Raw genomic sequence first — 15,235 nt, forward strand, 5'->3', positions numbered from 1 at the left:
TCCTCCCGCAGCAGGCCGGCGAGCCGGTCGAGTCCGGTGCCGGTGGTGTCCGCGGTGCCCGCGGCGTCCAGGGTCACGCGTACCGCCTGGGCTCCGTTACCGGTCAGGGCCCGTTCGGCGGCGTCGGCCCACGGATCCGCCGCGAGGTTCGCGGGGACGAGCAGGAGCCAGCGGCCGGTGAGGGCGGGGGTGGCGGCGGGGCTCCCGCCGTCGGGGCGGGGAGCCCTCCGGGTCTCGACCGGCCGCCATACGGTGCGGTAGCGCCAACGGTCCACCAGGGACCGTTCGCGTCGGCGTCGGCGCCAGGTCGACAGGGCGGGCAGGACGGCGCCGAGCCGGTCGGTGCCGACCTCCAGCTCCGCGGCGACACCTTCGAGGTCGCCGCGTTCCACCGCCTCCCAGAATTCCGCCTCCACCGGGTCGGCCGCGCTGCCGTCGTCGTCCACCGCGGTCACGGCGAGATCGTCCAGCCAGTACCGCTCGCGCTGGAAGGGATAGGTGGGCAGGTCCACGCGTGCGGCGCCGGTCCCGGCGAACACGGCCCGCCAGTCCACGCCCGGCAGACCGCGCACATGGCCCTCGGCCAGGGAGGTCAGGAAGCGGGCGGTGCCTCCGTCATCGCGGCGCAGCGTCCCGAGGGCGACGGCGTCGGTCCCGACGTCGTCGCTGGTGGCGTCGATGCCCATGACCAGCACCGGATGGGCGCTGGACTCGACAAAGAACCGGTACCCGTCCTCCAACAGCGCCCGCACCGCACCCTCGAAGTCCACCGGCTGACGCGCATTGGCGAACCAGTACTCCGCAGTCAGCCCAGTCGTGTCCTGCACCGCACCGGTCACCGTCGAATAGAACGGCACCCTGCCCCGCACCGGCACCACATCCGCAAACAACTCCAAAATCCGCTCACGCAACGGATCCACCTGAGCGCAGTGCGACGCCACCGTCGAACCCACCACCCGCGCCCGCACCTCATCCGCCCGGCACGACGCCACGAACTCCTCCAGCGCCGCCACCTCACCCGCCACCGTCACCGCCCCCGGACCATTACGCCCGGCAATCACCAACCGGCCCTCCCACCGGCCCAGACGCTCCAGCACCTCACCCGCCGACAACGCCACCGACGCAACCGCCCCACGCCCCACCAGATGCTCAGCGAACAGCGCACTGCGCAGCACCACGACCCGCGCCGCATCCCGCAACGACAAAGCCCCCGCCACCAACGCCGCCGCAATCTCACCCTGGCTGTGACCCACCACCGCCGAAGGCACCACACCCACCGACTCCCACAACGCCGCCAGCGACACATTCACCGCGAACAACACCGGCTGCAACACCTCAATGCGCTCCAGACCAGGCGCACCCGCCACACCCCGCAACACATCCGCCACCGACCAGTCGACGAACTCACCCAACGCCGCATCACACTCGGCGAAACGACCAGCAAACACCGAAGAAGAATCCAGCAGCTCACGAGCCATCCCCGCCCACTGCGAACCCTGACCGGGGAACACAAACACCACCCGACCCCGCACATCCGCCACACCGCCACCACCCCAGCAGCGGGCAACCCCGCAGCAAGCGCGGAAAGGCCGGGGCCGGCGTCCTCGCCGTGTCCGGTCAGGACGACGGCGCGGTGTTCGAGGACGGTCCGCGACACGGCCAGGGAGTGACCGACGTCGAGGGCCCGCGGTCCGTCGTGGTCCTCCAGGTGGGCGGCCAGCCGTCCGGCCTGGGCGCGCAGTGCCGCCTCGCTCTTGCCGGACAGCAGCCAGGGCACCAGCTCGGAGGTGAGGCCCGGGTTCTCGGGCTCGTCCGGGGTGAGCGCGTGCTGCGATCCGCCCGGCGTGGGCACGTCCGCCGGTCCGTCTGTGGTGCCGGCGTTGTGAGGCTCGTCCTGTGCGCTGTCCTCCGCCAGGTCGGCGGGCGGCTCCTCGAGGATGACGTGGGCGTTGGTGCCGCTGATGCCGAACGCGGAGACGCCGGTACGGCGCGGGCGCCCGCCGGTGTCCGGCCACCGCACCGGCTCGGTCAGCAGCCGCACGGCGCCCGCCGACCAGTCCACCTCGGGCGTGGGCTCGTTCACGTGCAGCGTCTTCGGCAGGACGCCGTGCCGCATGGCCTCCACCATCTTGATGAGACCGGCGGCTCCGGCGGCGGCCTGCGTGTGGCCGATGTTGGACTTCACCGACCCCAGCCACAGCGGACGGTCGGCGGGACGGTTCCTGCCGTAGGTCGCGAGGAGGGCCTGCGCCTCAATGGGGTCGCCCAGTGCGGTGCCCGTGCCGTGCGCCTCAACGGCGTCCACGTCGGCCGGGGTGAGCCCGGCATTGGCGAGGGCGGCGCGGATCACGCGCTGCTGGGAGGGGCCGTTGGGGGCGGTGAGCCCGTTGCTGGCGCCGTCCTGGTTGGTCGCCGAACCCCGGACCACCGCGAGCACCGGGTGCCCGTTACGCCGCGCGTCGGACAGCCGTTCCACGAGGAGGGTGGCGGCGCCCTCGGAGAAGCCGGTGCCGTCGGCCGACGCCGCGAACGCCTTGCAGCGGCCGTCCGGGGACAGCACGCGCTGGCGGCTGAACTCCACGAACCCGAACGGGCTCGGCATCACGGTGACCCCGCCGACCAGGGCGAGCGAGCACTCTCCCGAGCGCAGCGACTGCGCCGCCAAGTGCAGCGCCACCAGGGCGGAGGAGCACGCCGTGTCCACGGTCATGGCCGGGCCCTCCAGTCCGAAGACGTAGGAGACGCGGCCGGAGACGACGCTGAGCACGTTGCCGGTGACGGAGTAGCCCTCGACGCTCCGCTGGAGCCTGGTGTCCTGGCCGTAGCCGGTGGTCACCGCGCCGACGAAGACACCGGTGCGGCTGCCGCGCAGCGACACGGCGTCGATGCCGGCGCGTTCGAAGACCTCCCAGGAGGACTCGAGCATCATGCGCTGCTGGGGGTCCATGCCGAGGGCCTCGCGCGGGGAGATACCGAACAGGCCGGCGTCGAAGTCGGCGGCGTCCCGCAGGAAGCCGCCCTCCCGCGCGTAGCTCCGGCCCGAGCGGTCCGGGTCCGGGTCGTACAGCCGGTCCAGGTCCCAGCCCCGGTCGGCCGGGAAGCCCGAGATGGCGTCGCGGCCTTCCGCGACCAGGTCCCACAGTCCCTCCGGCGAGTCCGCGTCGCCGGGGAAGCGGCAGGCCATGGCCACGATGACGACCGGGTCGTCGTCCACGGGTGTCTCGGCGCCGGTCCCGCGGGTGACAGGGGCATCGCCGGTGCTGGTGTCGGTCTCACTGTCGGAGTCGGTGAGCAGTTCGGACAGCAGGAATCCGGCGAGGGTGTCGGGGGTGGGGTGGTCGAAGACGAGGGTGGCGGGCAGGCGCAGGCCGGTCGCGGTCTGGAGCCGGTTGCGCAGTTCCACGGCGGTCAGCGAGTCGAAGCCGATCTCCTTGAACGCCCGGCCCGGGTCCACCGCCGAGGGCGAACCGTGCCCGAGCACCGTGGCCACGTGAGCACGCACCACATCCACCAGGTGCGACACACGTTCAGCCGGCGGCATCGCCGACAGGCGCCGCCCCAGCTGCGAGCCACCGGCCCGCCCACCGTCCACAGCCGCGGCACGCGTCCGACGGGGCGGATTCGTGGTTGCGGCCAGGCCGCGTGACAGGGCGCGGGTGACCTCGCTCCCGCCCGAGGCCCACGCCTCCACCTCCAGCCGGGCCGTGACGAGCATCGGTTCGTCCACCCGGCAACCGGCCTCGAACAGGCTCAGCCCGAACGGCGCGGGCATCGGCACGATGCCTGAACGCGCCAGCCGCGACAGGTCGTTCGCCTCCAGTCGCCCGGTCAGCTCACTGGCCTGCTCCCAATGGCCCCACGCCAGCGACACACCCGGCAGCCCCTGGGCCCGGCGCACCCTCGCCAACGCGTCCAGGAACACGTTCGCCGCCGCATAACTCCCTTGCCCCGGACTGCCGAGGACGCCGGCGAGCGAGGAGTACAGGACGAACGCGGACAGGTCGAGATCTCGGGTGAGTTCGTGGAGGTTGAGGGCGGCGTCGACCTTGGGCCGCATGACGGTGTCCAGCCGCTGCGGGGTCAGATCCCCTACCAGGCCGTCGTCCAGTGCGCCCGCGGTATGCACCACGGCGGTCAGTGCGCGCTCGCCCGGTATGGACGCCAGCACCGAGGCCAGTGCCTCGCGGTCGGCTGCGTCGCAGGCTACGACGTCCACCGTTTCCGCACCCAACTCACGCAGCGTGGCGATCAGTTCGCTGGCGCCAGGGGCGTCCGGGCCGCGTCGGCTGGTCAGCAGCAGGTGCCGCACTCCACGTTCGGCCACCAGGTGCCTGGCCAGCAGCCCGCCCAGCGTTCCCGTCCCGCCGGTGATGAGTACCGTGCCCGCCGTGTCCCACGGGCGCGGCACCGTCAGCACCAACTTGCCCGTATGCCGGGCCTGGCTCATGAACCGCAGCGCCTCCGGCGCCCGGCGCACGTCCCACGTCCGCACCGGCAACGGCTCCAGCACACCCCGCTCGAACAACTCCCGCAGCTCGCCGAGGATTTCGCCGAGGCGGTCGTAGGAAATCTCGGTGAGGGCGTACGGGTGATAGGTGACGCCGGGATGCGCCTGCTCCACGGTCCGCGGGTCGCGGATGTCGGTCTTGCCCATCTCCAGGAACCGGCCACCGCGCGGCAGCAACCGCAGCGAGGCGTCCACGAACTCCCTTGCCAGCGAATCCAGCACCACATCCACACCACGCCCGCCGGTCACCCGCAGGAACTTCTCCTCAAAGCCCAGGTCCCGCGACGAAGCGATGTGATCAGCGTCGAAACCCATCTCCCGCAAGGCATCCCACTTGCCCTCACTGGCAGTCGCGAACACCTCCGCACCCCAGAACCGCGCCAACTGCACCGCAGCCATCCCCACACCACCCGTGGCCGCGTGCACCAACACCGACTCACCCGCCGACAACCCACCCAGATCCGCCAGGCCGAACCAGGCCGTGAGGAAGGCGACGGGCACGGCGGCGGCCTGCTCGAACGACCAGCCCTCGGGAAGGGGGGCGATCAGGCGACGGTCCACGACGGACACCGGTCCGAACGCCTCGGGGAGGAGTCCCATCACCCGGTCGCCGACGGAGCAGCCGGTCACTCCGGGACCGACCTCGGTCACCACACCCGCGCCCTCGGTGCCCAGGTACGCGTCGGGGTCCGGATACATGCCGAGGCCGGTCAGCACGTCGCGGAAGTTGACGCCCGCCGCGCGGACCGACACCCGCACCTGCCCCTCGCGCAACGGCTCGAGGACTTCCGGAGCGGGCAGCAGTTCGAGGTTCTCCAGCGTGCCGGGACCGGTGGTGCCCAGCCGCCACGCCTCGGCACCGGCGCCGGCGCCGGCGGTGTCAGCGTCGGCCGGAGGCAGCAACGGCCCACCGGGATCACCCGCTCGCACCATCCTCGGTACGAACAAGTCCCCGGCCCGTATGGCCACTTGGGGCTCCTCGTCCGTCACCGCGAGAGCCACGGTGTGCGTGAGCTTGTCGCGCGAGGCGTCCGCGTCGTCGACATCCACGAGCAGGAACCGACCCGGGTTCTCCGCCTGTGCGGCCCTGACCAGACCCCACACCGGAGCCGACACCAGATCAACGCCGCCGTCACCCACGGCGCCCTCCCCGCCGACCCCGGCGGACACCGCTCCACTCGTCACCACGACCAAGCGCGACCCGGCGAACTGCTCCAGCGCCAGCCACTCCTGCACCAGACCCAACGCCCCCGCGGCCACGGCACGCACCGCCCCCGCCACGTCACCCGTCACGTCACTGTCCCGGTGTGCGACGAGGCGGACCACCACGGCCTCGGGCACCTCCACGTCGACACCGACCGCATCGGCCAGGGACGCCAGGTCCGGGAAACCGGGCGCGTCCGTCAGCCGCTCCCCCGCCTCGCCGATCTCCGCGAACGAAAGGGAGGTCGTGGCGTCCCCCGGCTCGGTCAACGGCTTCCACTCGACCCGGAACAGGGCGTCCTTCGTCGGGTCGTCGACCGTACGCAGCTTGCGCGGGTCCACGGCACGCAGCACCAACGAACCCACCGACGCCACCGGCGAACCCGCCGCGTCGGCCAGGACCACCGACACCGCGTCCTCGCCCACCGGACTCACCCGCACCCGCACCACCCGCGCACCCACCGCGAACAACGCCACGTCACCCCACGCGAACGGCAGCCTGAGCTCCGCCAAGTCCTCGGCGGAAGCGCCGTTCAGCAGGACGACCGGGTGCAAGGCGGCATCCAGCAGCGCCGGGTGGATCCCGAACCGGTCCGCGTCCTGCACCGCCTCGTCGGGCAGTGCGACCTCGGCGAAGACCTCGTCGCCGGCCTGCCAGGCGGCACGCAGCCCCTGGAACGAGGGCCCGTACTCGTACCCCTTGGCCGCCACCCGCTCGTAGAACCCGTCCACGTCCACCGGCTCCGCACCCGGCGGCGGCCAGGCGGTCAGCCCCTGGCCGCCGTCCCGGTCCCCGTCCGCGAGGACACCGATGGCGTGGCGCGTCCAAACCACCTCCGGACCGGAGTGCTCGGGCTGGGAGTGCAGGGTCAGTTCGCGGCGTCCCGTCTCGTCGGGCGGACCCACCGACAGCTGAACCTGCAACCCCCCACGCTCCGGCACCACCAACGGCGCCGCCAGCGTCAACTCCTCCACCACGGCGCACCCCACCTCATCCGCCGCCCGCAGAGCCAACTCCACCAACGCCGCACCCGGCACCACCACCACACCCGACACCGCGTGATCCACCAGCCACGGATGCGAACCCAACGACACCCGCCCCGCCAACACCACCCGATCCTCAGCCGCCACCCGCACCAACGCACCCAGCAACGGATGCCCCGTGACGTCGAGGCCGGCTTCCGACACGTCCGCCGCACCGGCTCCGGCCGCCGAACGCAGCCAGAACCACTCACGCTGGAACGCATACGTCGGCAGGTCCGCCCACCGGGCGCCGGTGCCGTCGAAGAGGAGTTCCCAGTCGACGGTGAGGCCGCGAACGTAGCCCTCGGCAAGGGAGGTCAGGAACCGCTCGGGTCCGCCTTCGTCACGGCGCAGGGTCCCCAGGGCGACCGCGGTCTGGGCGTCGGCGTGGTCCTCGAAGGTCTCCTGCATCCCGACGGTGAGGACGGGGTGGGGGCTGCACTCCACGAAGTAGCCGAAACCGTCGGTGAGCAGCTCACGGACGGTGGCGTCGAACCGCACCTCCTGACGCAGGTTCGTCACCCAGTACCCGGCGTCCAGACCGCTGGTGTCGAACACCGCACCGGTCACCGTCGAGTAGAACGGCACCTGCGCGGGCCCGGGCTCGATGCCCTGGAGAGCCTCGACAACCTGCTCCCGGATCGACTCCACCTGGGCGGAGTGGGAGGCGTAGTCCACGGCGATACGACGCGCCCGGACCCCCTCGGCCTCACAGGCAGCCGTCAGCTCGTCCAGAGCATCCGGCTCACCCGAAACGACCGTCGAGGACGGGCCGTTGACGGAGGCGATCGAGATCCGCTCACCCCACCGGGCGATCATTTCCCGCGCCTGGTCCGCACCCACGGCGACGGAGACCATGCCGCCGGCACCGGACAGGCTCTGGGCGATGGCCTGCGCCCGCAGGACCACGACCTGAGCGCCGTCCTGGACCGACAACCCGCCAGCCACCACAGCGGCGGCGATCTCACCCTGGGAGTGACCGATCACCGCACCCGGTTCGACTCCCACGGAACGCCACACCGCCGCGAGCGAGACCATCACCGCCCACAACGACGCCTGCACCACCACCACGTCATCCAGCGACGCAGCTGACGGCAGGCCCCGCACGACATCGGTCACCGACCAGTCCACCAACGCGGACAGCGCAGCGTCACACTCCGCAAGCCGCTCCCGGAAGACCGGCGAGGACTCCCACAACCCCGCCCCCATCCCCACCCACTGCGACCCCTGACCCGGGAACACGAACACCACCCGGCCCGAATCCCCAGACACCACCCCCGACACCACACCAGCCGACGGCACACCCTCCGCCACCGACCGCAACGCCTCCACAGCAGCATCCCGGTCACCCGCCAAGACCACCGCACGGTGATCGAGCGCGGCCCGGCCCGTCGCCAGTGACCATCCGATGTCCGGCAGCGACACTTCCGTGCGCTCATCGGCGAACGCTGCCAGCCGTGCCGCCTGCCCCTTCAGGCCGGCTTCGGTCCTGCCGGAGAGCACCCAGGGGACGACCAGCGAGTCCACCGGGGAGACAGCGGACTCCGTGGCCGAGGGGACGTCGCTCTCCGGCTCCTGCTCCAGGATGAGGTGGGCGTTGGTGCCGCTGGCGCCGAACGCGGAGATCCCGGCGCGGCGCGGATGTTCTCCGTCCGTCGTCCATTCGACGGCATCCGTCAGGAGTTCCACGGCGCCGGAGGACCAGTCGATGTGCGGGGAGGGTGAGTCCACGTGCAGGGTGCGGGGCAGGACGCCGTGTTGCATGGCCTGCACCATCTTGATCACACCGGCCACGCCCGCGGCGGCCTGCGTGTGGCCGATGTTGGACTTCACCGAGCCCAGCCGCAGCGGCTGGTCCGCCGGACGGTCCTGGCCGTAGGTGGCCAGGAGGGCGTGAGCCTCGATCGGGTCGCCCAGCGTGGTGCCCGTGCCGTGGGCCTCCACGACATCCACGTCCGCCGCCGTCAGACGCGCGTTGGCCAGCGCTGCCCGGATGACGCGCTGCTGGGCGGGACCGTTGGGCGCGGTCAGGCCGTTGCTCGCACCGTCCTGGTTGATCGCGCTGCCGCGCACCACGGCGAGGACCCGGTGCCCGTTGCGCCGGGCGTCGCTCAACCGCTCCACGAGCAGCAGCCCGACGCCCTCGGACCATCCCGCACCGTCGGCCGCCGCCGCGAACGCCTTGCACCGCCCGTCGGGGGCCATGCCCCGCTGACGGCTGAACTCCACGAAGAGGGTCGGCGTCGACATGACGGTCACTCCGCCCGCGAGGGCCATGGAGCACTCGCCGGACCGCAGGGCCTGCACGGCCAGATGCAGCGCCACCAGTGACGACGAGCACGCCGTGTCCACCGTCACCGCCGGGCCTTCGAGGCCGAACGTGTAGGCGACGCGGCCGGTCACCGCGCTCGGGGAGGCGCCCATGAGGGCGTAGCCCTCGGTCTCGGTCTGCAGTTGTTCGACCCGGGAGGCGTAGTCGTGGTGCATGACGCCGGCGAAGACCCCGGTCGCACTCCCCTTCACCGTCGCCGGATCGATGCCCGCCCGCTCGAACACCTCCCACGCCGTCTCCAAAAGCAACCGCTGCTGCGGATCCATCGCCAACGCCTCACGCGGCGAAATACCGAAGAACGCAGGATCGAACTCCCCCGCCCCCTCCAAGAACCCACCCTCACGGGCATACGACTTGCCCACCGCACCCGGATCCGGGTCGTACAACCCCTCCACATCCCACCCACGGCCCTCCGGGAACAACGACACCGCGTCCCCACCCGAAGCCACCAGATCCCACAACTCCTCCGGCGACCCCACCCCACCCGGGAAACGGCACGCCATCCCCACGATCGCCACCGGCTCATCCACCCCGACACCACCGGCACCACCAGCACCACCGGCCACCGACGCTCCCGGAGACACACCCGCCCCCAGGCCCAGCACCTCACCCCGCACGAACCCCGCCAACGCCAACGGCGTCGGATAGTCGAACACCAACGTCGCCGGAAGCCGCAACCCCGTCACCGCGTTCAACCGGTTCCGCAACTCCAACGCCGTCAAGGAATCGAAACCCAACTCCTTGAAGGGGCGGTTGACGTCGATCCGCTCGCCGTCGGAGTGGCCGAGGACGGTGGCGACCCGGTCGCGCACCAGGTCGAGCAGGAGGCGCAGTTGCTCCTCCTCGCTCAGACCGCCGAGCGTGCGCAGCAGCGTTCCGGAGTCGTCGCCGGCACCGGCTGCGGTGCGGCGGCCGGTGGCGCGCACCAGGCCGCGGTGGATGGGGTGGAGTTCACCGGTGCCGGCCTGGGAGCGCAGCTCGGCGAGGTCGAGGCGGCTGAGGACAGGGGCGGCGTCGCCGCGTTCGGCCGCGCAGGCCGCGTCGAAGAGGGCCAAGCCCTGCTCAGAGGTCATCCGGGTGACGCCCATGCGCAGGTAGCGGGCTACGTCGACGTCGTCCAGGTGTCCGGTCAGGTCGCTGCTCTGCGCCCAGTACCCCCAGATCATGGACAGAGCCGGGAGTCCTTCGGCGCGACGGCGCCGGGCGAGGGCGTCGAGGAAGGCGTTGGCGGCGGCGTAGTTGGACTGGCCGGGGTTGCCGAGGGTGCCGGCGACGGAGGAGAACAGGACGAACGCCGACAGGTCCAACTCACGGGTCAGCTCATGCAGATGCACCGCCGCGTCCACCTTCGGCCGCAACACCCGCTCCAGCCGCCCACCGTCCAACGACCCCACCAAACCGTCGTCCAGCACCCCAGCCGCATGCACCACCCCCGTCAAACCACGCTCCGCAGGAACACCACCCAACACCCCCGCCAACGCCCCACGATCCGCCACATCACACGCCACCACCTCAACCGACAGCGCACCCAGCTGACGCAGCTCCTCCACCAACTCCACCGCACCCACCGCCTCAAGCCCCCGACGGCTCGTCAACAACAGATGCCGCACCCCACGCTCCACCACCAGATGCCGCGCCAGCAGACCACCCAACGTCCCCGTACCACCCGTGATCAACACCGTCCCGCCCGGACCCCACACCCCCTCACCGGCCCGCACACCATCGACCGATGCGATCCGGGCCAGCCGCGGCACCACCACAGCGCCCCCACGCACGGCCACCTGCGGCTCACCAGCCGCAACCGCACCCGCCACAGCCGCCGACAACACCGACACCGACTCCGGATGACCGTCCACGTCCACCAGCACAAACCGGCCCGGACTCTCCGACTGCGCCGACCGCACCAGACCCCACACCGGCGCATACACCAGGTCGATGACGTCCTCTTCGCCGCCCGCGCTGACCGCGTTACGGGTGACGATCACCAGTCGGGAGGACGCCAGCCGTTCGTCGTCCAGCCACGTCCGCACGTGGTTCAGGGCGTCGGCGGTGGCCTGGTGGACGAGGGCGGGCAGGTCGGCGTCGACGTCGTGCGGCGGTGCCTGGAGCACGAGCAGGACCGTGCCGGGGACGGAGGCGGGTTCGGAGCCGGATACGCCGGGCGACTCGGAACCCGACGCGAAGCCGGGTTCGGCGTCGAGCCCGGAGAGCAGGGCGCCGAGGTCCGCGTGGTGGCGTCCGGCCACTGCGGCGAAGACGTCGTCCGCACCCACGGTGGCCCACTCCGACGTGTCGGCGGGGGCCTGGTCCTCGGTGCGCAGCGGCACCCAGTCCACGTGGAACAGGGCGTCGCGTGCCGGGTCGGTGGCGCGGCGCAGCGCCTCGGGGGTGACAGGCCGCAGGGTGAGGGTGTCCACCGAGGCGACCGGGGCGCCGGTGGCATCACCGATCGCCACCGTGACCGTGTCCTCGCCCGCCGGGCTGATCCGGACGCGCAAGGTCGTGGCGCCCACCGCGTGCAGGCTGACCCCGCTCCAGGAGAACGGCATGCGCAGCCGGTCGTCGCCGGTGTCGCCGTCGTGCAGCAGCGCGGTCGGGTGGAGCGCGGCGTCGAGGAGGGCCGGGTGGATACCGAACCGTCCCGCGTCCTTCGCCTGCTCCTCCGGCAGCACGACCTCCGCGAAGAGCTCACCGCCCACGCGCCAGACCGACCGCACGCCACGGAACGCGGGCCCGTACCCGTACCCCGCGTCCCCCACCCGCTCGTAGAAATCGTCCACGTCCACGCGCACGCCGCCCGCCGGAGGCCAGGCCCCGAGCCCCGACTCCGCGGCGGGTGCGGAGTCGCCGGCCAGCACCCCCACGGCGTGCCGCTGCCAGGTGTCGTCCGCCGTGGCGGAATCCTCGGGCCGCGAGTAGACCGCGAGTTCCCGGCGGCCTGCCTCATCGGGCGCACTCACGGACAACTGGACCTGCACGCCTCCCCGTTCGGGCAGGAGCAGCGGGGCTTCGAGGGTCAGCTCGTCGACCCGTTCGCACCCGGCCTCGTCGGCGGCGCGCAGCGCCAGCTCCGCGAAGGCGGCACCCGGCACGAGCACGGTCCCCAGGGCGGCGTGGTCGGCCAGCCAGGGGTGGGTCTGCAGGGACAGCCGCCCGGTCAGCAGCACCTGGTCGCCGCCCGCCACCTGCACGGTCGCGCCCAGCAGCGGGTGGTCGGCGGCGCCGAGCCCGAGCCCACCGGCGTCGGCCGGGGAGAGCCCGCCCGTCTCGAGCCAGTACCGCTTGTGCTGGAACGCGTACGTCGGGAGGTCCACGCGCTGGGCGCCGGTGCCGGCGAAGACGGCGTGCCAGTCGACGGTGAGGCCGCGGACGTAGCCCTCGGCAAGGGAGGTCAGGAACCGCTCGGGTCCGCCTTCGTCTCGGCGCAGGGTGCCCAGCGCAACCGCGGTCTGGGTGTCGGCGTGGTCCTCGAACGTCTCCTGCATCCCCACCGTCAGGACGGGGTGAGGGCTGCACTCCACGAAGTAGCCGAAGCCATCATCCAGCAGCCCACGGACGGTGGCGTCGAAGCGCACCTCCTGACGGAGGTTCGTCACCCAGTACGTGGCGTCCAGGCTGCTGGTGTCGATCACCGCACCGGTCACCGTCGAGTAGAACGGCACCTGCGCGGGCCCGGGCTCGATGCCCTGGAGAGCCTCGACAACCTGCTCCCGGATCGACTCCACCTGGGCGGAGTGGGAGGCGTAATCCACCGCAATACGACGCGCCCGGACCCCCTCGACCTCACAGGCGGCCGTCAGCTCGTCCAGAGCATCCGGCTCACCCGAAACGACCGTCGAGGACGGGCCGTTGACGGAGGCGATCGAGATCCGCTCACCCCACCGGGCGATCAACTCCCGCACTCGATCGGCGTCTGCTGCAACGGAGACCATGCCGCCGTTGCCCGACAGGCTCTCCGCGATGGCCTGCGCCCGAAGCACCACGACCCGGGCGCCGTCCTGGACCGACAACCCGCCCGCCACCACAGCAGCGGCGATCTCACCTTGCGAGTGCCCGATCACCGCACCCGGCTCCACACCGACCGAACGCCACACCGCCGCCAGCGACACCATCACCGCCCACAACGACGCCTGCACCACCACCACGTCATCCAACGACGCAGCTGACGGCAGACCCCGCACGACATCGGTCACCGACCAGTCCACCAACGACGACAACGCCGCCTCACACTCCGAAAGTCGCTCCCGGAATGCCGGAGACGACTCCCACAACCCCGCCCCCATCCCCACCCACTGCGACCCCTGACCCGGGAACACGAACACCACCCGGCCGGGCTTTCCGGAGACCACGCCCGTCACCGCGTCGGCCGAGGGGACGCCCTGAGCGAGTGCGGACAGGGCGGTCAGCGCGCTCTGCCGGTCGGGCGCCGTGATCACCGCGCGGTGTTCGAGAGCCGCACGGGAGGTGACAAGGGAGTACCCGAGGTCGGCGGCGTCCGGGGCGGCGTCCTCCACGAAGGCGGCCAAGCGTGCGGCCTGGTCGCGCAGCGCGTCCGGAGTGCGGCCGGTGACCACCCAGGGGGCCGCGGGCAGGGCGGTCAGCGGTACGGACGGCCGCTCGTCGTCCGCCGAGGCCCCGGTTCGCGTGCCGGATTCCGTGCCGGTGGTGGACCCGACATGGGCCGCGCCCGCCTGCGGTTCACTCGACCCCGGTTCACCCGTCCGCGGGTCGTCGCTCTCCGGCTGGGGCGCCTCCTCGAAGATCAGGTGGGCGTTGGTGCCGCTGATACCGAACGAGGACACGCCGAAGCGCCTCGGGCGGCCGTTCCGCGGCCAGTTCACCTGGTCGGTGAGCAGCTGGACAGCGCCCGGGGACCAGTCCACGTGGGGTGATGGCGCGTCGACGTGCAGGGTACGCGGGAGGGCCTGGTTCTGCAGCGCCATGACCATCTTGATGACGCCGGCCATGCCGGCCGCGTGGGCGGTGTGTCCGAGGTTGGACTTCACGGATCCGAGCCACAGGGGACGGTCGGCGGGGCGGTTCCTGCCGTAGGTCGCGAGCAGGGCCTGGGCCTCGATGGGGTCGCCGAGCGGGGTGCCGGTGCCGTGCGCCTCGACCGCGTCCACCTCGTCGGCGGCCAGCTGTGCGTTGGCGAGGGCGGCGCGGATCACGCGCTGCTGGGAGGGGCCGTTGGGGGCGGTGAGGCCGTTGCTGGCGCCGTCCTGGTTCAGTGCGGAGCCGCGGATGACGGCGAGGACCCGGTGGCCGTTGCGCCGGGCGTCGGAGAGGCGTTCGACCAGGAGGGTGCCCACGCCTTCCGACCAGGCGGTGCCGTCCGCTGCGGCGGCGAACGCCTTGCAGCGGCCGTCGCGGGCAAGGCCGCGCTGGCGGCTGAAGTCCACGAAGACCCAGGGGGTGGGCATGACGGCGACGCCACCGGCCACGGCGAGCGAGCACTCGCCCGAGCGCAGCGACTGCACGGCCATGTGCAGGGCGACCAGGGAGGAGGAGCAGGCCGTGTCGACGGTGATGGCCGGCCCTTCCAGGCCGAGCGTGTAGGACACCCGGCCGGAGATGACGCTGACGAAGGAGCCGACGCCGGTGTAGCCCTCCACGCCGTCGGGCACGCGCTGCATGGTGCCGAGGTAGCCGGTGCCCGCGGCGCCGACGAACACGCCGGTCCGAGTGCCCTTGAGCGACGTCGGGTCGATGCCGGCGCGTTCCAGGACCTCCCAGGAGGACTCCAGGGTGAGCCGCTGCTGCGGGTCCATAGCCAGGGCCTCGCGGGGCGAGATGCCGAACAGGTCGGCGTCGAAGTCACCGGCGCCGTGGAGGAAACCGCCCTGCCGCAGGTAGGTCTTGCCCACGGCGTCGGGGTCGGGGTCGTAGAGGTCTTCGACGTCCCAGCCGCGATCGTCCGGGAAGTCGGAGATCGCGTCGGTGCCGGATTCCACGAGCTGCCACAGGTCCTCGGGTGAATTCACCCCGCCGGGGAAGCGGCAGGCGACGCCGACGATGGCGATGGGCTCGTGCTCGCGCTCCTCGACCTCGCGCAGGCGCTGCCTCGTCTCATAGAGGTCGGCCGCCACGCGCTTCAGGTAGTCGACCAGCTTTTCGTCGTTCGTCATCTGACGCGGTCCTCCTTCGAGCTTTCGGGAATTCCGGAAAGG

At 72.0% G+C, this 15,235-nt stretch carries 5 pseudogenes; all 5 read right to left on the reverse strand.

What is annotated here, in order from left to right:
- Window positions 1-341: 341 nt before the first annotated feature.
- Window positions 342-572 (reverse strand): annotated as a pseudogene (locus OG381_RS49515) (hypothetical protein); the annotation flags it as partial.
- A 51-nt stretch (window positions 573-623) separates the two neighbouring features.
- Window positions 624-1,466, reverse strand: a pseudogene (locus OG381_RS49520) (acyltransferase domain-containing protein); the annotation flags it as partial.
- Between the two features lie 194 nt (window positions 1,467-1,660).
- A pseudogene (locus tag OG381_RS49525) lies at window positions 1,661-2,128 on the reverse strand (ketoacyl-synthetase C-terminal extension domain-containing protein); the annotation flags it as partial.
- 12 nt (window positions 2,129-2,140) lie between these two features.
- Window positions 2,141-2,476, reverse strand: a pseudogene (locus OG381_RS49530) (hypothetical protein); the annotation flags it as partial.
- Between the two features lie 39 nt (window positions 2,477-2,515).
- Window positions 2,516-15,154 (reverse strand): annotated as a pseudogene (locus tag OG381_RS49535) (SDR family NAD(P)-dependent oxidoreductase); the annotation flags it as partial.
- Between the last annotated feature and the right edge of the window lie 81 nt (window positions 15,155-15,235).

Origin of the sequence: Streptomyces sp. NBC_00490, assembly GCF_036013645.1 — a bacterium.
Taxonomy (GTDB): Bacteria; Actinomycetota; Actinomycetes; order Streptomycetales; family Streptomycetaceae; genus Streptomyces; species Streptomyces canus_F.